Below are 22,490 nucleotides of genomic sequence, written 5' to 3'. Positions count from 1 at the left end.
TGCGTTCTTGTCGTGTCAGCCGTTCAGCAGATCCAGCGCCGCGCGGTGCAGCGCCTCGGACGCGGCGGCGATCACCTGACCGCCCTGGGCGGCGGACCCGCCCTGCCAGTCGGTCACGATGCCGCCCGCGGCCTGCACCACCGCCAGCGGACCCGCGATGTCATAGGATTGCAGCCCCGCCTCGATCACCAGATCGACCTGGCCCAGGGCCAGCAGGCCATAGGCATAGCAGTCCAGCCCGTATCGCGTCAGCCGCGCCCGGTCGGCCACGCGGCGAAAGGCCGTGGCCTCGGCCGCCGTGCCGATTTCGGGAAAGGTCGTCAGCAGCGTCGCGCGCTCCAGCGGCGTCCCGCCGCGCACGCGCAGCCCCCGTTCGCCCGCGGCCGAGGTCAGCCGGGCATGGCCAAGCCCGCCCTCGAACCGCTCGCCGACATAGGGCTGGTCGATCAGGCCATAGATGACGTCCCGCCCGTCGGACAGGCCGATCAGCACGCCCCAGCTGGCCGCCCCGCACAGGAACGCGCGCGTGCCGTCGATCGGATCCAGGATCCAGGTCAGCCCGCTGGTGCCGGGGGTCGCGCCATATTCCTCGCCCAGGATGGCGTCATCGGGCCGCTCGCGCGCCAGCACGTCGCGCATCGCGCGTTCGGCATCGCGGTCGGCCTGGGTCACCGGGTCGAAATCGGCCGGCCGCTTGTTGTCGGCCGCCAGATCCGCGTGGCGGAACCACGGCAGGATCGCCCGACGGGCAGCGTCTGCCATCAGATGCGCGGTGCGGGTGATCTGGTCTGCGTCCTGCATGCGGCCCCCTGCGTGTCGTCACGCCGGGTGTAGCCTGTCATGCGCCGGGGGACCAGCGGTCAAAGGGGGCCGTCGTCCGGCGGTCAAGCGGCGCGGGACGGCGGCAGGGTCATCCGCCTTCTGGCGGTCAGGCCTTTCAGGCCGCGTCGGACAGGACGCGGGCCAGCTCGAAGATCTGGCGACGCTGCGCCTCGGGCATGGCGTAATAGGCGCGCACCAGCTGCAGCGCTTCCTTGTCGGCGAAGATGTCGCCTTCGACCACGCCGGGAACCTCGCCCTCGGACAGGCCCTCGAAGAAGAAACTGACCGGAACGTCGACCGCCCGCGCGATGTCCCACAGACGCGAGGCCGAGACGCGGTTCATGCCGGTCTCGTACTTCTGGATCTGCTGGAACTTGATGCCGACCTTGTCGGCGAGTTGCTGTTGAGTCATGCCAATCATCCAGCGACGATGGCGGATACGCTTACCAACGTGAACATCTACACTATGCTTCATTGCCCCAACCTTTTGCAATCTCAGGATGCTCTAGCCCGGAAAGGCACAATTTTCGAGTGTCAACTTGGTTAATCGGGGCTTTCCTGACCATAAAGACAGGTCCAGGGGTGTCCTTGCGGCCATATCGGCATCGCGTTGACTTGGCCAGCGGGGATGCGAACGTGCAGACAACATCCGAGGGCCACAATACATGTCACAAATGATTCGCGCAGCCTTCATCTCGGCCCTGGGGCAGGACCCGGTGATCCGGGATGTTCCGCCCCCCGTGGCCGGTCCCGATCAAGTGCTTTTGCGCATGGGCGCGGCGGCATTGAATTTTGCCGACCTGCTCAAGGCCAAGGGACAGTACCAGGAACCGGCCGATCCGCCCTTCGTGCCGGGGCTGGAGGGGGCGGGCACCGTCCTCTCGGCACCCGCCGGATCGGGCCTGGTTGCCGGCACACGCGTGGTCGTTTCGGCACCGGGCACGATGTCGCAGGTGATCGCGGTCGATCCGGGGGCCGTCCAGGCCATTCCGGACGCCATGACGCTGGAACAGGCGGCGGGCTTTCAGGTGGCTTATGGGACAAGTCATCTGGCCCTGGCCGGGCGCGGCGCGCTGCAGGCGGGACAGACGCTGGTCGTTCTGGGGGCCGCGGGCGGGGTCGGGCTGACCGCGGTGCAGATCGGCGTCGCGATGGGCGCGCGGGTGATCGGCATCGCGCGCGGCGCCGACAAGGTCGAGGTGGTCCGCCAGGCGGGGGCATCCGACGTGATCGACAGCGCCACCTGCCCCGATCTGCGCGCGGCGCTGCGCGATCTTGGCGGCGCGGACGTGGTCTATGACCCCGTGGGCGCCGAACCGGGCGAGGCTGCGTTCCGCGCCCTGCGTCCCGGCGGGCGGTTTCTGGTCATCGGCTTTGCCGGCGGTCGCCCCCCGGTGCTGCCGCTGAACCATGCGCTGGTCAAGAACATCGCCATCCACGGCTTCTACTGGGGCGGCTATCGCGGGCTGGACCCGCAGGCGCTGCGGGACAGCATCGACGCGCTGTTCGACCTGTTCCGCGCGGGCCGGCTGGACCCTGTCGCGGGCGCCACCCTGCCCCTGGACGATCTGGCCCAGGGCTACGTCATGCTGAGAGAGCGGCGCAGCGTCGGCAAAGTGGTCATCACGCTGTGATCCCGACGCATTTGAGCCAAGCGCGGCATTGAAAAATCCCGCCTTTCCACCGATATTGGACCCAAGCCGGCACTGCGTCGGCATGCCTTCCAAGGGAGACATCGATGGCAGATTACAACACGTACCGTACCGCGCAGGGCGTAGGCCACCGCACGGCGGCGGTCGACCAGGGCCTGCGGGCCTACATGAACAAGGTTTATGGGCTGATGGCGGTCGGCATGGGTGTAACCGCCGCGACCGCCTATGGCACCGCGACCGCCGCCATGACCAACCCGGCCGTGGCCAACACGCTGTACAATTCGCCGCTGCGTTGGGTGATCATGTTCGCGCCGCTGCTGATGGTGTTCGCCTTCGGCGCGGCCCTGAACCGGCTGTCCGTCTCGGCGGCGACCGGGGTCTTCTACGCCTTCGCGGCGCTGATGGGCGTCTCGATCAGCTCGATCTTCCTGGTCTATACCGGGGTGTCGATCGTCCAGACCTTCCTGGTCACGGCCATCGCCTTCGCGGGCCTGTCCCTGTGGGGCTATACCACCAAGAAGGATCTGTCGGGCTGGGGCACGTTCCTGCTGATGGGCCTGATCGGCCTAATCGTCGCGTCGATCGTGAACATCTTCATCGCCTCCTCGGCCATGCAGTTCGCGATTTCGGTCATCGGCGTGCTGATCTTTGCGGGCCTGACCGCCTATGACACGCAGAACATCAAGAACACCTACCTGCAGATGCAGGGGTCGGGTGCGGATTTCCTGGGCAAGTCCGCCATCATGGGCGCGCTGAAGCTGTACCTGGACTTCCTGAACCTGTTCATGTTCCTGCTGTCCTTCATGGGTAACCGCGAATAATCCAGCGCACCTGCGACATGAAAAAAAGGCCCCCTTTCGGGGGCCTTTTGCTTTTGCATGGCGGGGTCTCAGGCGGCCTTCCGGACCGGCGGCAGGGACGATGCCGCCTCGGCCGCGATCTCGAAGCTGCGCAGCCGGGCCGTGTGATCGTGGATCTGGCCGGTCAGGATCACCTCGTCGGGGCGATAGGTCTCGACCAGACGCGACAGCTGGTCGCGGACGCGCTCGCGGTCGCCCACGGCACTGATGCGCAGCGCACCGTCGACGGCCTGGCGCATCTGCGCGCCGATCTCGGCGTCGATGTCGCGGACCGGGCGCGGCAGCTTGCCGGGCTGGCCGGTCCGCAGGCGCGCGAAGGCCAGCTGCATCGTCGTGCGCAGATAGGCGGCCTCTCCGGCGTCGTCGGCGGCAAAGACGTTCGCCGCCAGCACCGCATAGGGCTTCTGCCCCCAGGGCGAGGGTCGGAACCGTTCGCGATAGATGCTCAGCGCCTGTTCCAGCTGTTCGGGCGCGAAGTGGCTGGCAAAGGCATAGGGCAGGCCCAGATGCGCCGCCAGCTGCGCGCCGAACAGGCTGCTGCCCAGGATCCAGACGGGGATGTTCGTCCCCTCTCCGGGCAGCGCGCGGACGGCCGCGCCCGCGCGTTCAGGGCCCAGATAGTCCAGCAGCTCGACCACGTCCTGCGGAAAGCTGTCGGCCATCGGATCGCGGCGCAGGGCGCGGATCACCGCGCCGTCACCCCCGGGCGCGCGGCCCAGGCCCAGGTCGATGCGGTCGGGAAAGGCCGTGGCCAGGGTCCCGAAGGCCTCGGCCACGGTCAGCGGCGCGTGATTGGGCAGCATGATGCCGCCCGCCCCCACGCGGATCGTCCTGGTCGCCTGTGCGACCAGTCCGATCAGGACCGCGGTCGCGGCGCTGGCGATGCCGGGCATGTTGTGATGCTCGGCCAACCAGAAGCGGTGATAGCCCCAGCCCTCGGCATGTTGGGCAAGGTCGATCGTGTTGCGGATGGCGTCCTGCGCCGTGGACCCTTCGGGAACCGGCGACAGGTCGAGAACGGAATAGGGAAGATGCTGTGTCATTCCCTTGATCTAGGCCGCCTGCCCCGCTTTGCAATGACGGGACAGGACATATCAGGCAGTCGTTCAGGCCATCTTGCGCAGATAGGTCCAGGTCGGCACCCGGCCGCCCCGCGCGACGGACCAGCTTTCGGCATCGCCCAGATAGACGAAGCCGCAATTGGTCAGCACCCGGGCCGATCCCGGATTGTCCTGAAACGCCTCGGCGAACAGGGTCCGTGCCCCGTGCGGGTTCGCCGCGACAAGGGCCGCCACGGCCTCGGTCGCGAAGCCGGTGTTCCAGAAGCCCGCGCCGATCCAGAAGCCCAGTTCCGACTGCGACCCCTCCATGCGGGTCAGCGACACGACGCCCAGCAGTTCGGCCAGCTTGTGGTCCGACCCGTCGATGGCCCAGACATCCTCGGACCGATCCGCGGCTAGGGAGCGGGCGACGAAACTCTCGGCGGCGCCGCGGGGCAAGGGATGGGGGATGGCGCGCGTGCCTTCGGCCACGCGTCGGTCGGCGGTGTAATGTTCGATCAGGCCGGCATCAGAGGCGCGCAGCGGTCGCAGCGTGAAGCGCTCTGTCGCGATCACGGGCTGGGCCGGGCCATCGGCCAAGACGGGCGCAAGGTCGTCCAGACGACTCCCCTCGCGCATGGGTGCAGACATCACCATGTTTCCTCCCCAAGAAACCGATCAATAAATGTGACGATAAAACGGTTCGGGGGACCGGCTCTCGCCGATCCCCCCTTAGCATCAGAATATTACGCTAAGGTTACTCGGCTGCTTCCAGCTCGGCGGGGACGATCGAAATGAACGTCCGGCCCTTCAGGCCCTTCTTGAAGCTCACATGGCCGTCGGTCAGCGCGAACAGGGTGTGATCCTTGCCCATGCCGACGTTCACGCCCGGCCACCAGGTGGTGCCGCGCTGACGTGCGATGATGTTGCCCGCGATGGCGGCCTGGCCACCGAACAGCTTGACGCCAAGACGGCGTCCCGCGCTGTCGCGGCCGTTGCGGGAAGAACCGCCTGCTTTTTTATGTGCCATGGGTCGTTCTCCTTAGGCTTCAGCGGCGTCTTTGGCCGGTTTCTTGGTCTTGGCGGGCGCATCGGCGGCCTCGACCTTCGTGCGGGCGCCGACGGCGGTCTTGACGCCGGTCTTGTCCGCACCCTTGTCCAGCACGTCGGTGACGCGCAGCAGCGTCAGCTGCTGGCGGTGACCGCGGGTCCGCTGCGAGCTGTGCTTGCGGCGGCGCTTGACATAGGTGATGACCTTGTCGGCCTTGATCTGCTCGATCACGGTGGCCTGCACGCAGGCACCGGCGACCAGGGGCGCGCCCAGGGTCGAGCCGACCATCAGCACATCGTTGAACTGGACCGTATCGCCAGCCGCGGCATTCAGCTTTTCAACGCGCAGGACGTCGCCCGCCTGCACCTTGTACTGCTTGCCGCCAGTTTTCAGAACCGCGAACATCGCTTTCTTCCTTCATCACCGCGTCCTGCGGCCCCGACAATGTCGGCGTTGGGGGGCGAACCCCGCCTTCGGACGGCGCACCCTTGTGCGGGTGTCGTTAAAAACAATCGACCGGCCAAGGGCGGATGCCCTGCCGGTGCGCTGCATTTGCCCGATCCGGGCCCGCCTGTCAAGGCTGGTGCGATGGTGCGGAACCCTGCGGCACCGCGGGGCTTGTACCCTGCCACTGACAGGACCGGACCCCAGCTGATGCAACGCTTCTCCTGCCCGCATTGCGGCACGCGCGCCTATTTCCACAATCTGATCTGTCTGTGCGGAGAGCCACTGGTCTATGCGCCGGTCTTGCGGCGGATGGTGGCGGACGGCCCCCATTGCGCCAACCGCCTGCGCATCGCCTGCAACTGGGCGGCCGAGGTTCCGGGCGGCTTCTGCGCGTCCTGCGCCATGTCGCATGTCGTGCCGGTGATGAACATCGGCGACAACCAGCGCCTGCTGGCCAGCGCCGAACGCGCCAAGCGGTGGGTTCTGGCCAACCTTGCGGAATGGGACTGGTTCACCCCGGCCGATCCCGGGCGGCGTCCGCGGTTCCTGATGCTGTCGGAACATACCGGCGGGCGCGATCAGCAGATCATCATGGGCCATGCCAACGGAGAGATCACCATCAACGTGACCGAGGCGGACGAGCTGATCCGCCTGAAACGCCAGCTGAAGCTGGGCGAGCAGTACCGCTCGATGGTCGGCCATTTCCGCCACGAGATCGCGCATTTCCTGTTCGACCGCCTGAAGGTCCTGCCCGATTTCCTGCCCACCTTCCGCGCCGTCTTCGGCGACGAGCGGGCCGATTACGCCCAGGCCCTCAAGAACCACTATGCCGATCCGCGCGACCCGGCAGGCGATTTCATCACCAGCTATGCCACCTCGCACCCGCACGAGGACTGGGCCGAGACGGTCGCCCACCTGCTGCACCTGACGGACGTGGCCGACAGCTTCTGCAGCACTCATCTGGACATGCCGGGGGTGCCGCCGGACTATCACCCCTATTCCGAGACCGATCCGTATCGCCTGCTGAACATCGCGGCCGAGATCACCATCGCGGTTAACGATATCAATCGCGCGCTGGACAACAGCGACCTCTACCCGTTCGTGCTGACCGTGCCGGTCCGGCACAAGATCGCCTTCGCCCATGGCTGGCTGCAGAACCACCTTGCCCGCAGCGAGGGGGAGGCCGCCTAGACGGCGGCCTTTTCTTCCAGCGACATCCATTCCTCCTCGGCATCGGCCAGGGCGGCCTGGCGTTCGGACAGAGCCAGGCTGGCCTTTTCGAACTTGGCCGGGGCGGTCTGGAACAGCGTCGGGTCGGACATGAATTCCGACAGCTTGGCGATCTCCGCCTCCAGCTTTGCGATGATGCCGGGCAGCGCGTCCAGCCGGTGCCGTTCGGTGAAGCTGAGGCCATCGCGCGCGGCCTTGGGCTTTTCCGTCACCGGCGCGGCCTTGGCGACCGCGACGGGTTCCTCGACCACGGTCTCGCCGCGCTGCGCCTGGTAATCGCTCCACCCGCCGGCATAGACGGTGGCGCGGCCGTCACCCTCCATCGCCACGGTGGTGTCGGCCACCCGGTCGATGAAATCGCGATCGTGGCTGACCAGCAGCACGGTGCCGTCATATTCGCCCAGCAGGTCCTGCAGCAGATCCAGCGTCTCGACGTCCAGATCGTTGGTCGGTTCGTCCATGACCAGCAGGTTCGACGGCCGCGCCATCAGCCGCGCCAACAGCAGACGCGCCTTCTCGCCGCCAGACAGGCTGCGGACGGGTGCGCGGGCTTGGGCGTCGTCGAACAGGAAATCCTTCAGATAGGCCACGACATGCTTGGGCTGGCCCCGCACCATCACCTGATCGGCGCGGCCCGACACGCGCATCTCGGGGTCGCCGGTCAGCGATTCCCACAGCGTCTGGTCGGGGTTCAACGCGGCGCGGGCCTGATCAAAGACCGCGATCTCCAGGTTGGTGCCCATCGTGACCGTGCCCTGGTCGGGGGCGATCTCTCCGGTCAGCATCTTGATCAGCGTGGTCTTGCCCGCGCCGTTGGGGCCGACAAAGGCGATGCGATCGCCGCGCTGGATGCGCAGATCGAAGGGCCGCAGGATGGTCTTGTCGCCGAAGGCCTTGGCGATGCCGGTGGCCTCGACCACCTTCTTGCCGCTGGTGGTGCCGCTGTCGAACGCCATTGCGGCGGTGCCCTGACGGCGGATCTGGCTGCTGCGCTCGGCCCGCAGGGCGGCCAGCGCGCGGACCCGGCCCTGGTTGCGCTTCCTGCGCGCGCTGATGCCCTCGACGGCCCACCGGGCCTCGGCCTTGATTTTGCGGTCCAGCTTGTGGCGGGCGTCATCCTCGGCGGCCCAGGTCGCCTCGCGCCAATCCTCGAAGCCTTCGAAGCCCCGTTCCTGCCGACGGACCTGGCCACGGTCGATCCACAGCGTCGCCTTGGTCAGGCGGCGCAGAAAGGCGCGGTCGTGGCTGATCAGCACGAAACCCGCACGGGTCTGGGACAGATGGTCCTCCAGCCAGCCGATGGCCTCGATGTCCAGGTGGTTGGTCGGCTCGTCCAGCAGCATCAGTTCGGGCGCCTGCGCCAGCAGGCGGGCCAGCGCGGCACGGCGGCGTTCGCCGCCCGATGCGGTGGCCACGGGGCGGTCGGGGTCGAACTTCAGCCCCTCGGCGGCCATGTCGACGCGGTAATCCTCGCCCGGCTCCAACCCGTCGCGGGCAAACTCGCCAAGCGTCTCGAAGCCCGACAGGTCCGGGTCCTGCTCCATGTAGCCGGTCGAGACGCCGGCGGCCAGGACCACCTCGCCCCGGTCGGGTTCAACGAAACCTGCCATCACCTTCATCAGGGTGGACTTGCCCGACCCGTTCCGACCGACCAGCGCGACGCGGTCGCCCGGCTGAACGTTCAGGGACAGGCCCTCGAAAATGGGATCGCCGCCATAGGTCAGCGAGATCTCGGAGAGTTGCAAAAGGGGTGCGCGTGCCATGACCGCGCCCTAGCCCGGCGCCGCGTCGGGGTCAATCCACCGCATTGCTTGACAGGTTCGGTCGGAATTGCCACAAGACGCGGGAATTCTGACCAAAGGAGTCAACATGCGTCCCCTGATCATCGCCACGCTGCTGGGTGCCACCGCCATGCCGGCCCTGGCGCAGGAAGTGAACGTCTATTCGCACCGCCAGCCCGAGCTGATCCAGCCGCTGATCGACGCCTTCACCGCCGAGACGGGCATTCCGGTCAACGTGGCCTTCGTCGACAAGGGCATGGTCGAGCGCCTGCAGGCCGAGGGCGACCGTTCGCCCGCCGACCTGGTGCTGACCGTCGACGTGGCCCGCCTGGGCGAGGTCAAGGACGCGGGCGTCCTGCAGCCGGTCGAGGACCCGGCGCTGGAGGCGATCCCCGCCGGCCTGCGCGACGACGAGAACCAGTGGTTCGCCCTGACCACCCGCGCCCGCATCGTCTATGCCAGCAAGGAGCGCGTGGCCGACGGAGAGGTCACCACCTACGAGGATCTGGCCGATCCGAAATGGGAAGGCCGCATCTGCACCCGCAGCTTCACCAACGACTATAACGTCGCGCTGACCGCGGCCTATCTGGCCCATCACGGCGAGGAGGAGACCGTCGCCTGGCTGGAGGGCGTCAAGTCGAACCTGGCCAAGCGTCCCGAGGGCGGCGACCGCGACCAGGTCAAGGCGATCTGGGCCGGCGAATGCGACATCAGCCTGGGCAACACCTATTACATGGGCGCGATGCTGAAGGATGACGAGCAGAAGGAGTGGGCCGAATCGGTCCGCATCGTCTTCCCGACCTTCGAGGATGGCGGCACGCATGTGAACGTGTCCGGCGTGGCGATGACCAAGTCCGCGCCGAACCGCGACGCGGCCCTGCAGCTGATGCAGTTCCTGGCCGGCGAAGAGGCACAGCGCATCTATGCCGAAACCAACAACGAGTTCCCCGTGACCGAGGGTGTCGAGCGGTCCGAGCTGGTGGCCAGCTGGGGCGACTTCACCGCCGACGACCTGACGCTGACCGAGATCTCGGACCTGCGCCCGCAGGCGCTGGACCTGATCGAGCGCGTCAACTTCGACGGGTGACGGCTTCTTGCGTCGGGGCCCCAACCCCCGACGCAAGGAAACTTACAGATGTCCTCAAAAGGCGCAGGCGCGGGCTTGCGCCTTTTTCGTTGCTGACGCAATCATCGCCGCTTGTGAGCCTTGGAGACGCGGTTTGGCACAGAAGATCATCATCGACACGGACCCCGGTCAGGACGACGCGGTGGCCATCCTGCTGGCACTGGCCTCTCCGGAACTGCAGGTCCTGGGCATCGTCGCGGTGGCCGGCAACGTGCCGCTGGCCCTGACGGAGGTGAACGCCCGCAAGGTGGTCGAACTGTCGGGCCGGACCGACGTGCCGGTCTTTGCCGGCCGCGACCGGCCCCTGTCGCGCGATCTGGTGACGGCCGAACACGTGCATGGCAAGACCGGTCTGGACGGGATCGAGCTGCCCGCGCCAACCCTGCCCCTGCAGGCGCAGGACGGCGTCGATTTCATCGTCGAGACCCTGCGCACCCATGATGCGGGCACCGTGACGCTGGTGCCCATCGGCCCGCTGACCAACATCGCCGAGGCATTCCGCCGCGCCCCCGACATCATCGGACGCGTGCAGAAGATCGTGCTGATGGGCGGCGCCTATTTCGAGGTGGGCAACATCACCCCCGCGGCCGAATTCAACATCTATGTCGATCCCGAGGCCGCGTCCGAGGTGTTCGCCGCGGGCGTGCCGCTGGTCGTCATGCCGCTGGACGTGACGCACAAGGCGCTGACCGACCGGGCCTGGGTCGAGGCGATGCGCGCCCTGCCCGGCCGCTGCGGCCCGGCCGTCGCGGGCTGGACCGACTTCTTCGAACGCTTCGACACCGCGAAATACGGCAGCCTCGGCGCGCCGCTGCATGATCCCTGCACCATCGCCTGGCTGCTGGACCCCGACCTGTTCCAGGGCCGCCACATCAACGTCGAGATCGAGATCGAGGGGCGCTGGACCACCGGCATGACCGTCGCAGACTGGTGGCGCGTCAGCGGGCGGACGCCCAACGCGCTGTTCCTCAAGGACGTGGACCGCGACGCGCTGTTCGACATGATCCACGACCGCATCGCACGGCTGCCCTAGGGCGCATCCTCGGACGGGGGCGGTTCGGGCAGCGGCACGACCCCCTCTCCGTCGCCGATGCGATCGTCCAGCGCCGCGACCAGCTGTTCGGTGACGTCGATCGCGTCCAGCGACACGAAGATCGTGCGCCGGTCCAGAACCGCCACGGCGCCCCGGTCCTGCATCACCTGACCCATCACCGGCAGCGCGGCCCGAAAGAAGGCCGCCCGGTCGGCCTCGGCCCAGGCATTCAGGTCCTGGACCGCCTGCGCGCGCTCCCGGCGGATGCGCGTCGCGCGGATGTCGAAGCTTTCGGCCAGCTCGCGGAATTCGGCCGCGGGCAGCGTGCTGCGCTGCTCCGTAAGGCGCGCCTCCTCCGAAGACAGCAGCTGCGTCAGGCGGTCGTTCTCGGCGGTGACCTCCTCGCCCTTGGCCTCAAGCCGGGCCTGCGCGCGCAGACCCCAGGCCGAGGACAGGTAGAGAACCTCCTGGTCCAGCGTCAGGATCGGCGCGCTTTCGGCCGCCTCCTCGGGGCTGGGGATCGTGCTGTTGGGCAGGACGGGCGGCGTGGCGATCGGCGGGATCTCGGGCGCCGGGATGTCGGGCACCGTCGCATCCTGCGCGGCGGCGGGCAGCGCCATCAGCGCCGCCGCCACCAGCCCCAGTCCCGTCCGAAGGACCGGCATCAGAAGTTCGTCTGGATCGTCAGGTCGAAATTCTGTTCCAGGTCATAGTCTTCCTTCTGCAGCGCCTGCGAGAAGTTGAAGCGCAGCGGACCGATGGGCGTGGTCCAGAAGATCGACGCACCGACCGCGGCGCGCGTGTACATGTCGTCATCGACCGGGACGCCGCCGGTGCCGATGGTCCGGTCCAGACCCCACAGCGAGCCGACATCGACGAAAAGACCGCCCTGGATGCCGTATTCCTCGGGCAGGCCGATGGGGAACTGCGCCTCGCCGCGCGCCGCCCAGTAGAAGTTGCCGCCCAGGCCGTCCTCGTTCACCGCAGCCAGGTCGCGCGGCCCGATGCCGTTCGGCTCGAACCCGCGGACGCGGTTGCCGGTGCGGAAGCGGTCCAGGATCCAGGTCGAATAATCGCCATAGGTATAGATCGCCCCGGCCTCGACCTCGCCGCGCAGGGTCACGCTCTCGCGCCAGGCGGTGCTCTCGACGCCGGCCAGCGCGGTCGTGATGATCGTCTTGGTGTCGCCCCCCGCACCCGCGAAATCCTGCGAGAAGCGGAACCGGTACGCGGTCAGCGGGTCCAGCCCGGTGCGGCGCGAATCCCAGTTGTAGGTATAGCCAAGCGACGAGGTCAGGCGCGTGCCCTCCTCGGCGATCAGCAGGGCCGAGCTGTCCTCGGTCACGTTGGACAGCTTGTCCTCCGAGATGCGGTAGCGCAGCTCGATCCGCGCATTGGCCGAGATCGGAAATTCCAGCGACGGCTGGATGCGGATCTGACGTGTATCGAAATCCGAATTCAGGCCCTCGGTTTCGGTATAGTTGGCCGAGAAGCCAAAGCGCAGGTCGCGGCCCAGGAAGAACGGCTCGATGAAGGTGACCCCGGCGGCGCGGTCGTCGGTCGCGGTCTGCAGCTGCAGGCCCAGGGTCTGGCCGCGGCCCAGGAAGTTCTGCTCGGTCAGGCCGATGTTGAAGCCCACGCCCGAATTGACGCCATAGCTGGCGCCCAGGGACAGCGACCCGGTCGGCTGTTCCTCGACATTGACGCCGACGATGACCTGGTCGGGGCTGCTGCCCTCGCGGGTCTGGACCTGCGCATCCGCGAAATAGCCAAGCGCGCGCACGCGTTCGGCCGAATTGCGGATCTCGCGCGGGTTGAAGGGGTCGCCCTCGACGGTGGTGAACTGGCGGCGGATCACCTGGTCCAGCGTCGTGGTGTTGCCCTCGATGTCGATGCGCTCGACGAAGACGCGCTGGCCGCGGGTCAGCGCGAAGGTCAGGTCCAGCGTCTGGTTTTCCGGGTTGCGGGTGACGCGGGGCTCGATGTTGACGAAGTTCAGGCCCTGCTGGATGGCGATCGTCTCCATCCGGCGGATCGACGTGTCGATGACCGACGGGTTGTAGAACGACCCGCGCCGGACACGGCTCTGCTCGGCGAACAGCGACGCGTCCACGCCCGGGATCTCCGAGATGGTCTCGACCCGGCCAAAGCGATAGCGCGGCCCTTCGGAAATGTTGAAGGTGATGAAAAACGCATCGCGTTCACGCGCGATTTCGGGCGCCACGCCCTGCACGCGAAAATCGGCGTAACCCTGCGAACGATAGAAATCGGTCAGCAGCTGTTCGTCCAGCGGGATGCGCTCGGGCGCGAAGGTGTCGCGGCGGATGAAGGTCCGCAGCAGGCCCGCCTGCTTGGTCTCCAGCACGTTGCGCAGGCGGCGGTCCGAATAGGCGCGGTTGCCGACAAAGCTGACGCGCTCGATCTCGGTGACGTTGCCTTCGCGGATCTCGAAGACCAGATCGACGCGGTTGCCGCTGCGGCGGATGATGCGCGGATCGACGCGGGCGGCCAGGCGCCCTTCGGCGGCATAGGTCTGGGCGATGGCCTGGGCATCCTGGATGGCCTGGCTGGGCTGATAGACGCGGCGCGACTGGCTGCGGACGATCTCGGCCAGACGCTCGTCGTTCAGGCGGCGGTTGCCCTCGAAGGTGATCTGGTTGACGATCGGATACTCGCTGACGCGGACGACCAGGGTGGACCCCTGCGGGATCAGTTCGACCGTCTCGAACAGGCCGGAATTCTGCAGGCGCTGCAGGCCGTCGTTGATCTGGCCGGGGCTCAGGTCCTGGCCCTGCGGCAGGGCCAGCGTGGACAGCACGGCGCCCGTCTCGATCTGCTGGTTGCCCTGAACCTGGATGCTGCCGAAGACCACGGCGGCGGCCTGCTGCGGGATCATTCCGATTGGCGCCGCGATCGCCAGGGACGTCACCAGCGCCAATGCGCCCTTGCCCAGTTTCCGTTCCATGATGGCCCCTCTTGTATCCGCCTGCACGCGCCCGGTTCGGGCTGTCGTTTTGCCTATGGTCTGTAGCCCCATCGGGGCGGGGCTGTCAAAACCGCAAGCGCATCAAGGGCAGAAAAGATCGTTCGTGAGCCCGAAAATCATCAGTGACAGGACCGCCGCCATGCCGATCGCGGTCAGCAGGTTCAGCGCCTTGTCCGAGGGCGGGCGTCCGCGGACGGCCTCGTAGGCGTAGAACATCAGGTGGCCGCCATCCAGCACGGGGATCGGCAGCAGGTTCAGGAACCCGATCGCCGCCGACAGGACCGCAATCCACCACAGGAAGTTCGCGCCGCCCGCGCTGGCCGCCTGGCCGGTGCTTTCCGCGATGCTGATCGCGCCGCCCAGGTTGCAGGTACCGATCTGCCCCGAGATCATCGCCCACATCCCCGTCAGCGACGACGTTATGATCCCCCAGGTCTGCCCGACGCCCAGGCCAAGCGCCTCCAGCGGCCCGGCACTGCGCGTCTGGGGCGAGAAGAAGCTTTCGCCGCCCGTCACCCCGATCAGCCAGCGCTGCTCGAACCCGCCGCCATCGGCGGGCAGGTCCGACAGCTTGGGCGACAGGGTCACGTCCAGCTCTCCGGTGCCGGGGCGCCACAGGCGCAGGGCCAGGGGCCGGCCCTCGGCAGCCTCGACCGCCTCGCGCATCTGGGTAAAGCGGGTGACCGGCTGGCCGTCGATGGCAAGCACCACGTCGCCCGCGCGCATGCCGGCATCGGCCGCGGCACTGCGCGGCGCCACGCCGCCGATGCGCGCCGGCATCGGGTCGGGGCCTGTCACGGTCAGCGTCCGGCCGTCGCGTTCGACCTGCCAGTCCTGCTGCCCGGCCACCGGCAGCGTTTCGGTCAATGCGCCGATGTCGCGCCAGGTGGCGACCGGCTGGCCGCCAAGGGCCAGGATGCGGTCGCCGGGCTGCAGGTCGTTGACGATGGCGGGCGGCGCCTCGCTGACGGCGCCCACGCGCACCTCGTCCACGGGCAGGCCCTGAACGATCGCGAAGCCCGCAAACACCAGGATCGACAGCACGAAATTGAACACCGGCCCCGCCAGCAGCGTCGCAAACCGCGCCCACAGCGGCGCGCCCTGCAAGGTCTGGCGGCGCAGGGCGGGATCGACGGCGCGCCCCGGCCCGGCACTAGCCGCGTTGTCGTCGCCCAGGAACCGCACATAGCCGCCAAGCGGCAGCGCCGCGACCTGCCACAGCGTCCCGCGACGGTCACGGCGAGAGAACAGGCGCGGGCCAAAGCCCACGCTGAACACCTCGGCCCGGATGCCCGACCAGCGGCCGACGATGTAATGGCCGTATTCGTGGACGGTCACGATGACCGCCAGGGCGGTGACGAAGGCCAGCAGCGTGCCGGCGGTCTGGGCAAAGGCGTCGATCACTGGGCGGCCTTTCGTCGGGCCAGGCCGTCCCAGTGCAGGACGGCGGGCAGGTCTTCGGGATCGCGGGCAAAGCCGGGCTGGGCGGACAGCGCCTCCAGCGTGGCCTCGACCCGGGGGGCCATGTCGGTAAAGCGGATCCGTCCGGCGATGAAATCGTCCAGCGCCTGCTCCTTGGCGGCGTTGAAGACCGCGCCTGCGGCCCCGCCCGCGGCCATCACCTCGCGCGCCAGGCGCAGGGCGGGCCAGCGCGTCTCGTCGGGGGCGCGGAAGGTCAGGCTGCCAAGCGCGGCCAGATCCAGCGCGGCCACGGGCAGCGGCCGCCGTTCGGGCCAGTGCAGCGCATAGCCGATCGCGTGGCGCATGTCGGGGGCGCCCAGATGGGCGATGGTGCCCCCGTCATGATGGGTGACCATCGCGTGAATGATCGATTCCGGGTGGACCAGAACCTTGATGCGATCGGCGGTCAGGCCGAAGAACTCCTTGGCCTCGATCACCTCCATCGCCTTGTTGAACATCGAGGCGCTGTCGATGGTGATCCGCTGACCCATCGCCCAGTTCGGATGGGTCGAGGCCTCGGCCACGGTCGCGGCCGCCAGCCGCTCCAGCGGCCAATCGCGGAACGCGCCACCCGATGCGGTGATGGTCACATCCTTGACGGATTCCAGCTTGTCGGACCCAAGCGCCTGAAACAAAGCGGAATGTTCACTGTCGACGGGCAGGATCGTGGCACCCGACCGCGCGCCGGTATCCCGCAGCAGCGCGCCCGCGCAGACCAGCGATTCCTTGTTGGCCAAGGCCAGCACACCGCCTTGCGACAGCGCCGCAAGACCCGGTGCCAAGCCCGCGGCGCCGACGATGGCCGACAGGATCCAGTCGGCGGGCCGATGCGCGGCCTCGATCAGCGCGGCCTCGCCAGCGGCGGCCTGGACGTCGGTCCCGGCAAGCGCAGTCCGCAGGTCGTCCAGCAGTTCAGGATGCGCGGTGACCGCGATCTGGGCGCGCAGATCGCGCGCCATCTGCGCCAGCCGCGCGATGTTGCGCCCGCCGGTCAGGGCCACGACCTGATAGGATTGCGGATCGCGGCGGATCAGATCGACGCCGTTCGCGCCGACCGACCCGGTCGCGCCGAAGATGGAAATGCGTCGCATCGGTCAGTTCACCACGGGCAGTTTCGTCAGAAACCCGATCAGCATGGTCGCCAGGACCGCCCCGGTCACTGCGTCAAAACGATCCATGAACCCGCCATGCCCCGGTATCAGGTTCGAGCTGTCCTTGACCCCCGCGCGCCGTTTCAGCCAGCTTTCGGCCAGATCGCCCATCTGCCCGGCAAGGCAGACGATGGGCGACACCCAGATCAGCGTCGCGTCGCCCTGCCCCGCCATCCACAGGATCGCGCCGAACAGGCAGGTCCCGATCCAGCCCGCGATGGTGCCCGACCAGGTCTTCTTGGGGCTGAGCGCGGGCCAGAACTTGGGCCCACCCAGGATGCGGCCGAAGAAATACCCCGCCGTGTCCGAGATGATGATGACCCCCATCAACCACAGGACAAAGTTCAGGCCGTAATTCTCACGAAACCCAACAAGGCCGAAGGCCACGATCAGGATCGCGATGCCGAAGAGGGTATAGGTCGCGCGGTCGCGCCGCGCCGCGCCCGGCAGGCCCAGCAGGATGGGGACGGCCAGCGCCACCCACGCCCAGGGCATGCCGGTCAGCGCAAAGGCCTGCGACACGCCCGCGATCGCGGCCAGCGCGATGGGGCGCGACCGTCCGAACAGCGTCACGTGCCGCGCCGGGTTGCGCCAGCCGGTCATGGCCGCCAGCTCCCAGAAGGTGATCGCGGAGATGACCGCCATGCCCAGGCGCAGCCACGGTCCCTGCGCCACCGCCAGCATCACGCCGATGCCCAGCAGGACCAGGGTAGACGCCACACGACGCGACAGGTCGCCCCATTTGCCGCCCGACTTGCCGGGACCGCCAGCGCCGGGCACGGACCCGGCGGAATGCCGTGCTGAGGTCATGCGCCCCCAAAGCGCCGGTCGCGCAGGCCGAAGCGGTCCAGGATCGTCGCCAGGTGATCGGGGGTGAAGTCGGGCCACAGGGTCGGCGTGAATTCGTATTCCGAATATGCCGCCTGCCAGGGCAGGAAGTTCGAGGTCCGCGTCTCACCGGAGGTGCGGATCACCAGGTCGGGATCCGGATGCCCGGCGGTGTCCATGCAATCGGCCAGGTCGGCCTCGGTCGGGTTGATCACGTCGCCGCGGGCGATGCGTTCGGCCAGACGCCCGGTGGCACGGACCAGCTCGTCCCGGCCGCCATAGTTGATGGCGACCGTCAGGTTCAGCCGCGTGTTGCCCGCCGTCCGCGCCTCGATCGAGGCCATCAGGTCCTGCAGCTTGCGGTCCAGGCGGCCGCGTTCACCGATGAAGCGCATCCGCACGCCCTCGGCCGACATGTCCTCGGCCTCGCGCTGGATATAGCGGCGAAAGATCTTCATCAGGCCCAGGACCTCTTCGGTCGAGCGCTTCCAGTTCTCGGTCGAGAAGGCATAGATGGTCAGCCAGTCCACCCCCAGGTCGGGGCAGGCGCGGACGATCTGCTTGACCCGCTCGGCCCCGCGACGGTGACCGACCAGACGCGGCCAGCCGCGTTCGGTGGCCCACCGGCCATTGCCATCCATGATGACCGCGACATGGCGGGGACGGGTCGTCCCCCCAGTTTCGGCAGCTCTCGACAAGCCCCACGCCATCGTCGGATCAGACCTGCATGATTTCGGCCTGCTTGGCCGTCAGCGCCTCGTCGACCGATGCGATCATGCGGTCGGTCAGGGACTGGATTTCGGTCTCGTACAGCTTCTGGTCGTCTTCGGGCATGCCGTTGGCCTTGCCCTTCTTGACCTGGTCCATGCCGTCGCGGCGGACGTTACGGATCGAGACGCGGGCGCTCTCGGCGTATTGCGCGGCGACCTTGGTCAGCTCGCGGCGACGCTCCTCGTTCAGTTCCGGAATCGGCAGCATGATGATCGTGCCATTGGTCTGCGGATTGATCCCCAGGCCGCTTTCGCGCAGGGCCTTCTCGACCTTGTTGACCATGCCCTTGTCCCAGATGTTGATCGTGACCATGCGCGGTTCGGGCACGTTGACGGTGCCCAGCTGGTTGATCGGGGTCATCTGGCCATAGGCCTCGACCTGCACCGGCTCGATCATCGAGGCCGAGGCCCGGCCGGTCCGCAGGCTGGCGAATTCGCCCCGCAGGCTTTCCATCGCGCCCTTCATGCGGCGCTCCAGGTCGTCAATATCGATCTCGATGTCCTCAGCCATTGTCGGACTGCCTCTGCTTTGAATTTTTTTCGCTTGTAACGGGAATGCCGCAGCTTGGCAAAGCCTTTGCCCGCTTTTCGGCCCCGTCAGGGATCGTTCCGCGGGGGTTCGCCCGCGGACAGCCGCGCCTCGATCTGGGCCAGCCGGGCCAGGACCTGGTCGCGATAGGCCTCGGTCGCGGCGGTGCCTTCCTCCTGGTGGGCCTCCTGCATCGAATTCACGATCAGACCCACCACCAGGTTCATCACCGCAAAGGTGGTGACCAGGATAAAAGGCAGGAAAAACAGCCAGGCGTTCGGGTGTACCTCCATCACCGGGCGCACGATGCCCATCGACCAGCTTTCCAGCGTCATGATCTGGAACAGCGAATAGGCCGAATTGCCCATGTCCCCGAACCAGTCCGGAAAGGTCGGCCCGAACAGTTTGGTCGCCATGACCGAGAAAATGTAGAAAATGATACCCATCAGCAGGAAGACCGACGCCATGCCGGGCAGTGCGGACAGGAATCCCTCGACCACGCGGCGCAGGCGGGGCGTGACCGACACGATGCGCAGCAGCCGCAGGATGCGCATGGCGCGCAGGACCGACAGACCCTCGGTCGCGGGCAGCACGGCGATTCCCACGACGATAAAGTCGAACACGTTCCAGCCGTCGCGGAAGAACCGCAGCCCGCGGGCATAGAGCTTCAGCCCGATCTCGATCACGAAGATCGCCAGGCACACCCGGTCCAGCGCGATCAGCACGGGGCCGGCCGCCGCCATCACCCGCGGCCAGGTCTCCAGCCCCAGGATCAGCGCGTTGAACAGGATCACGGCCGTGATCACGCCCTGGGCTCGGGGTCCGTGGATGAAGCCGTCGACGCGGCCCCGCAGGCTGGTGGTCATGTCAGTTGTGGACCCGCGTATAGGTGCCGCGGCCTTCCAGGATCGACCGGAACCCGCCCGGCGCGTCCAGCGAGAAGACGATGATCGGCAGCTTGTTGTCGCGGGCCAGCGCGATGGCCGATGCGTCCATCACGCCCAGATGCTTCTGCAGCACCTCGTCATAGCTGACATTGCCGTAACGCTTGGCGTCGGCATGCTTGACCGGGTCCTTGTCATAGACGCCGTCGACCTTGGTGCCCTTGAAGATCGCCTCGCAATTCATCTCCGACGCGCGCAGGGTGGCTGCGGTGTCGGTGGTGAAATACGGGTTGCCGGTGCCGGCGGCAAAGATCACGATCCGCTTCTTCTCCAGGTGGCGGATGGCGCGGCGACGGATGTAGGGCTCGCAGACCTCGTCCATGCGGATCGCGCTGATGACGCGGCAATGCAGGCCGCGGCTTTCCAGCGACGACTGCATGGCCAGCGCGTTCATGACCGTCGCCAGCATGCCCATATAGTCGGCGGTGGTCCGCTCCATCCCTTGGGCGCTGCCCTGCAGGCCGCGGAAGATGTTGCCGCCGCCGATGACCATGCAGACCTCGACGCCCATCGCCTGGACGGCCTCGACCTCGCTTGCGATGCGGGCGACGGTGGGGGGATGCAGGCCGTATCCCTGATCGCCCATCAGCGCCTCGCCCGAGATTTTCAGCATCACGCGGCCATATTGCTTGGGGACTTCGGTGGTCATCGGGGGCTCCTGTCGCCGGCTGCTTTCATCGCGCCGTTAAATGTCGCAAAAGGGCTGCCGGATCAACTGCCCGGATCGGCCATGCGTGACCCTGACCTGACACAGATCGACGCCGCCCGCCACCTGCTGATCGCCGGACCCACCGCCAGCGGCAAATCTGCGCTGGCACTGGCGGTCGCGCGGGCACAGGGCGGCACGGTGGTCAATGCGGATGCCCTGCAGGTCTGGTCCTGCTGGCAGATGCTGACCGCCCGCCCGTCCGCCGCCGACCTGGCACAGGCGCCCCACGCCCTTTACGGCCATGTCGCGCCGGGCACCGCCTGGTCGGTCGGCGACTGGCTGCGCCAGGTCGCGGCGCTGCGGGGGCGGCTGATCGTGGTGGGCGGCACGGGCCTGTACCTGACCGCGCTGACCCGCGGGCTGGCGCAGATCCCGCCGACGCCCCCCGCCATCCGCGCCACGGCCGACGCGCGCATCGCTGGCGGCGGTCTGGCCGCGATGGTGGCCGAACTGGACCCCCTCACCCGGGCGCAGATCGATCTTGCGAACCCGGTCCGCGTCCAGCGCGCGTGGGAGGTTCTGACCGCCACCGGCCGCGGCATCGCCGATTGGCAGGGCGACACGCCCCCGCCCCTGCTGGCGCCCGACGACTGTCAGCGCGTGCTGATCACCAGCGACCGCGACTGGCTGGCGGACCGGATCGCCGGGCGCTTTCACGCGATGCTGGAACAGGGCGCCCTGGAGGAGGTGCGCGCGATGCTGCCCCTGTGGGACCCGGCCGCGCAATGGGCCAAGGCCATCGGCGCGCCCGACCTGGTCGCCCACCTGCAGGGTCGTGCGACCCTGGCCGAGGCCACCGAACGCGCCATCATCGCCTCACGGCAATATGCCAAGGCGCAGCGGGTCTGGTTCCGCGGCCGGATGCGCGACTGGCAGATGTGGCAGGCGGGCAACGCCGGGCTGATCACGATCTAATTCCCGGAAACCCATACGGCGTTCATTGAGTTTTCCCACAGATCGGCGATAATCCGCCGATAGGATCCGTGATGTGGGAGGGTGTCATGTCGGTATGGGATCGCTCTGACTGGACCAAGGGGTTTCCGTTCACGCCGACCCGGCTGGCGCCGCTTGGTCGGGGCATCCGCGGGCAAGGCGGCCAGATCGACGTCAACAGTCCCCACCTGCAGACCGAAGGCACCGCCCCCGTGCCCGTGCAGCGGGCAAGGACCGCGGACCGCGTGGCCGTTCCGCAGGCGCTGTCCGTCCGCGTGGCGCCCGCCACGCACCGGTTCGGGCCGCGACAGGCCAGCCTTCGCCTGCTGCCTGCAGGCGCCTTCACCTGGGGCGGGCGTCCTGTGCCCGTCCAGCCGCGCACGCGCCCCGACCATGCGCTGATCTGGGTGACCGAAGGGCGCATGCGCATCGACTTTCCGCGCAGCGGCGGCATTCTGGCCGCAGGCGACGTCCGCTTCGTCCCCGCCGGAACCGCCTTCGCCGCCCGCCCGCTGGACGGGGCAGAGGGTCAGGTGCTGCTGATCGCGCCCGAACTGACCGCGCATGTCGATCCGCCCCTGCCCCGTTCGGTGGTCGCGGGATGCGCGGGCAGCGGTGCCGCGCTGCTGTCGGCCACCTTGGCCGAACTGATGGCCGAGGCCGCCCGCAGCCCCGATCACCGCACCCTAGGCTGCTATCTGAACATGCTGTCGCTGCGCCTGTCGCGTCTGGACCCGCCGCGGGATCACCGGACCGATTCCGGCGCGGTCCACACCGATCGCCCGCTGGTCGACCGCTTCCTGGCGCTGGCCGCGGTCGAGATGGGGTCGTGCCGGACCCTGGCCGATCTGGCGCAGGACTTGGGCACCACGCTGACCCATCTGGACCACGCCTGCATCGAGGCGCGGGGCCATCGCGCCATCGACCTGCTGCATGAACTGCGGGTGGACCGCGCGGCCGAACTGCTGCGCCATACCGACCGACCCGTTCCGCGCCTGGCCCAGGACCTTGGCTATGCCAGCCACGCCCATTTCACCCGCGCCTTCGCCGCTGCGACCGGCCGCACGCCCGAGGCGTACCGCAGCCAGATGCGAAACGCCCCACCCCAGGACTAGGCCGGGCGCCCAGCAGGGGGTC

Annotated in this window: 23 protein-coding genes; 7 read left to right on the top strand and 16 right to left on the bottom strand. The window is 68.0% G+C overall.

Features of this window, described 5'->3' with window-relative positions:
• Positions 1–15: 15 nt before the first annotated feature.
• Positions 16–801 carry an inositol monophosphatase family protein gene (locus F1642_RS02365; protein WP_194885365.1) on the bottom strand — a complete coding sequence of 262 codons (786 nt, stop codon included), beginning with the start codon at positions 799–801 and terminating at the stop codon, positions 16–18.
• Between the two features lie 136 nt (positions 802–937).
• Positions 938–1,297, bottom strand: coding sequence for a helix-turn-helix domain-containing protein (locus F1642_RS02360; RefSeq protein WP_042244532.1), 360 nt, complete (start codon positions 1,295–1,297; stop codon positions 938–940).
• A 190-nt stretch (positions 1,298–1,487) separates the two neighbouring features.
• Here F1642_RS02360 and F1642_RS02355 point away from each other — a divergent pair, with 190 nt between their 5' ends.
• Positions 1,488–2,456, top strand: coding sequence for an NADPH:quinone oxidoreductase family protein (locus F1642_RS02355; RefSeq protein WP_194885364.1), 969 nt, complete (start codon positions 1,488–1,490; stop codon positions 2,454–2,456).
• 104 nt (positions 2,457–2,560) lie between these two features.
• On the top strand, positions 2,561–3,295 hold the full coding sequence (locus F1642_RS02350) for a Bax inhibitor-1/YccA family protein (RefSeq protein WP_045999403.1): 735 nt from the start codon (positions 2,561–2,563) through the stop codon (positions 3,293–3,295).
• Positions 3,296–3,363: 68 nt separating this feature from the next.
• Here the strand turns inward: F1642_RS02350 and F1642_RS02345 are convergent, their stop codons facing one another.
• The 4 genes from F1642_RS02345 to rplU all read right to left on the bottom strand — a co-directional run bounded on the left by F1642_RS02345 (position 3,364) and on the right by rplU (position 5,830).
• A complete protein-coding gene (locus tag F1642_RS02345) occupies positions 3,364–4,377 on the bottom strand; it encodes an LLM class flavin-dependent oxidoreductase (protein ID WP_139597461.1) in 1,014 nt (337 codons plus the stop codon).
• A gap of 63 nt (positions 4,378–4,440) precedes the next feature.
• Entirely contained in the window at positions 4,441–5,025 is a 585-nt protein-coding gene (locus F1642_RS02340; protein ID WP_232303256.1) for a GNAT family N-acetyltransferase, read from the bottom strand.
• Between the two features lie 106 nt (positions 5,026–5,131).
• Positions 5,132–5,404 (bottom strand): 50S ribosomal protein L27, encoded by a 273-nt coding sequence (rpmA, locus tag F1642_RS02335; RefSeq protein ID WP_045999405.1) that lies wholly within the window; start codon positions 5,402–5,404, stop codon positions 5,132–5,134.
• Positions 5,405–5,416: 12 nt separating this feature from the next.
• On the bottom strand, positions 5,417–5,830 hold the full coding sequence (gene rplU, locus F1642_RS02330; protein ID WP_139597460.1) for a 50S ribosomal protein L21: 414 nt from the start codon (positions 5,828–5,830) through the stop codon (positions 5,417–5,419).
• Between the two features lie 249 nt (positions 5,831–6,079).
• On the opposite strand from rplU, the gene F1642_RS02325 reads away from it, so the two are divergent.
• Entirely contained in the window at positions 6,080–7,063 is a 984-nt protein-coding gene (locus tag F1642_RS02325; RefSeq protein WP_194885363.1) for a putative zinc-binding metallopeptidase, read from the top strand.
• Here F1642_RS02325 and F1642_RS02320 read toward each other — a convergent pair.
• A complete protein-coding gene (locus tag F1642_RS02320; protein ID WP_194885362.1) occupies positions 7,060–8,865 on the bottom strand; it encodes an ABC-F family ATP-binding cassette domain-containing protein in 1,806 nt (601 codons plus the stop codon). The genes F1642_RS02325 and F1642_RS02320 overlap by 4 nt on opposite strands.
• 106 nt (positions 8,866–8,971) lie before the next feature.
• On the opposite strand from F1642_RS02320, the gene F1642_RS02315 reads away from it, so the two are divergent.
• Entirely contained in the window at positions 8,972–9,970 is a 999-nt protein-coding gene (locus F1642_RS02315; protein WP_045999409.1) for a Fe(3+) ABC transporter substrate-binding protein, read from the top strand.
• A 133-nt stretch (positions 9,971–10,103) separates the two neighbouring features.
• Positions 10,104–11,042 carry a nucleoside hydrolase gene (locus F1642_RS02310; RefSeq protein ID WP_194885361.1) on the top strand — a complete coding sequence of 313 codons (939 nt, stop codon included), beginning with the start codon at positions 10,104–10,106 and terminating at the stop codon, positions 11,040–11,042.
• On the opposite strand, the gene F1642_RS02305 is transcribed toward F1642_RS02310, so the two are convergent.
• The 9 genes from F1642_RS02305 to pyrH all read right to left on the bottom strand — a co-directional run bounded on the left by F1642_RS02305 (position 11,039) and on the right by pyrH (position 20,360).
• Complete coding sequence (locus F1642_RS02305) at positions 11,039–11,707, bottom strand: OmpH family outer membrane protein (RefSeq protein ID WP_045999411.1); 669 nt, start codon at positions 11,705–11,707, stop codon at positions 11,039–11,041. The two genes, F1642_RS02310 and F1642_RS02305, sit on opposite strands and share 4 nt — an antisense overlap.
• Complete coding sequence (bamA, locus tag F1642_RS02300; RefSeq protein ID WP_194885360.1) at positions 11,707–14,007, bottom strand: outer membrane protein assembly factor BamA; 2,301 nt, start codon at positions 14,005–14,007, stop codon at positions 11,707–11,709. Before bamA ends, F1642_RS02305 begins: the two co-directional genes overlap by 1 nt.
• Before the next feature lie 102 nt (positions 14,008–14,109).
• Positions 14,110–15,432: an RIP metalloprotease RseP gene (gene rseP, locus F1642_RS02295; protein WP_139597455.1), complete on the bottom strand. Its 1,323-nt coding sequence runs from the start codon at positions 15,430–15,432 to the stop codon at positions 14,110–14,112.
• Positions 15,429–16,580, bottom strand: coding sequence for a 1-deoxy-D-xylulose-5-phosphate reductoisomerase (dxr, locus tag F1642_RS02290; RefSeq protein ID WP_194885359.1), 1,152 nt, complete (start codon positions 16,578–16,580; stop codon positions 15,429–15,431). The genes rseP and dxr overlap by 4 nt, the downstream gene beginning before the upstream one ends.
• A 3-nt stretch (positions 16,581–16,583) precedes the next feature.
• Entirely contained in the window at positions 16,584–17,450 is an 867-nt protein-coding gene (locus tag F1642_RS02285) for a phosphatidate cytidylyltransferase (protein ID WP_045999414.1), read from the bottom strand.
• Positions 17,447–18,178 carry a polyprenyl diphosphate synthase gene (uppS, locus tag F1642_RS02280; protein ID WP_045999415.1) on the bottom strand — a complete coding sequence of 244 codons (732 nt, stop codon included), beginning with the start codon at positions 18,176–18,178 and terminating at the stop codon, positions 17,447–17,449. The genes F1642_RS02285 and uppS overlap by 4 nt, the downstream gene beginning before the upstream one ends.
• A gap of 7 nt (positions 18,179–18,185) precedes the next feature.
• The gene (gene frr, locus F1642_RS02275; RefSeq protein WP_045999416.1) at positions 18,186–18,749 is read right to left on the bottom strand and encodes a ribosome recycling factor; all 564 of its coding nucleotides are present in this window, start codon (positions 18,747–18,749) and stop codon (positions 18,186–18,188) included.
• Positions 18,750–18,835: 86 nt separating this feature from the next.
• Positions 18,836–19,633 carry an ion transporter gene (locus tag F1642_RS02270; RefSeq protein WP_194885358.1) on the bottom strand — a complete coding sequence of 266 codons (798 nt, stop codon included), beginning with the start codon at positions 19,631–19,633 and terminating at the stop codon, positions 18,836–18,838.
• Between the two features lies 1 nt (position 19,634).
• Positions 19,635–20,360, bottom strand: a complete 726-nt coding sequence (pyrH, locus tag F1642_RS02265; protein WP_045999418.1) for a UMP kinase — start codon at positions 20,358–20,360, stop codon at positions 19,635–19,637.
• Positions 20,361–20,441: 81 nt separating this feature from the next.
• On the opposite strand from pyrH, the gene miaA reads away from it, so the two are divergent.
• Both miaA and F1642_RS02255 read left to right on the top strand, forming a co-directional pair.
• Positions 20,442–21,335, top strand: a complete 894-nt coding sequence (gene miaA, locus F1642_RS02260) for a tRNA (adenosine(37)-N6)-dimethylallyltransferase MiaA (RefSeq protein WP_194885357.1) — start codon at positions 20,442–20,444, stop codon at positions 21,333–21,335.
• An 86-nt stretch (positions 21,336–21,421) separates the two neighbouring features.
• Entirely contained in the window at positions 21,422–22,468 is a 1,047-nt protein-coding gene (locus F1642_RS02255; RefSeq protein WP_194885356.1) for an AraC family transcriptional regulator, read from the top strand.
• Positions 22,469–22,490: the final 22 nt, after the last annotated feature.

Origin of the sequence: Paracoccus sp. NBH48, assembly GCF_015390265.1 — a bacterium.
Classification (GTDB): domain Bacteria; phylum Pseudomonadota; class Alphaproteobacteria; order Rhodobacterales; family Rhodobacteraceae; genus Paracoccus; species Paracoccus marcusii.
Note: the sequence above shows the minus strand (reverse complement) of the source record. Positions and strands in the feature narration are given on the sequence as shown.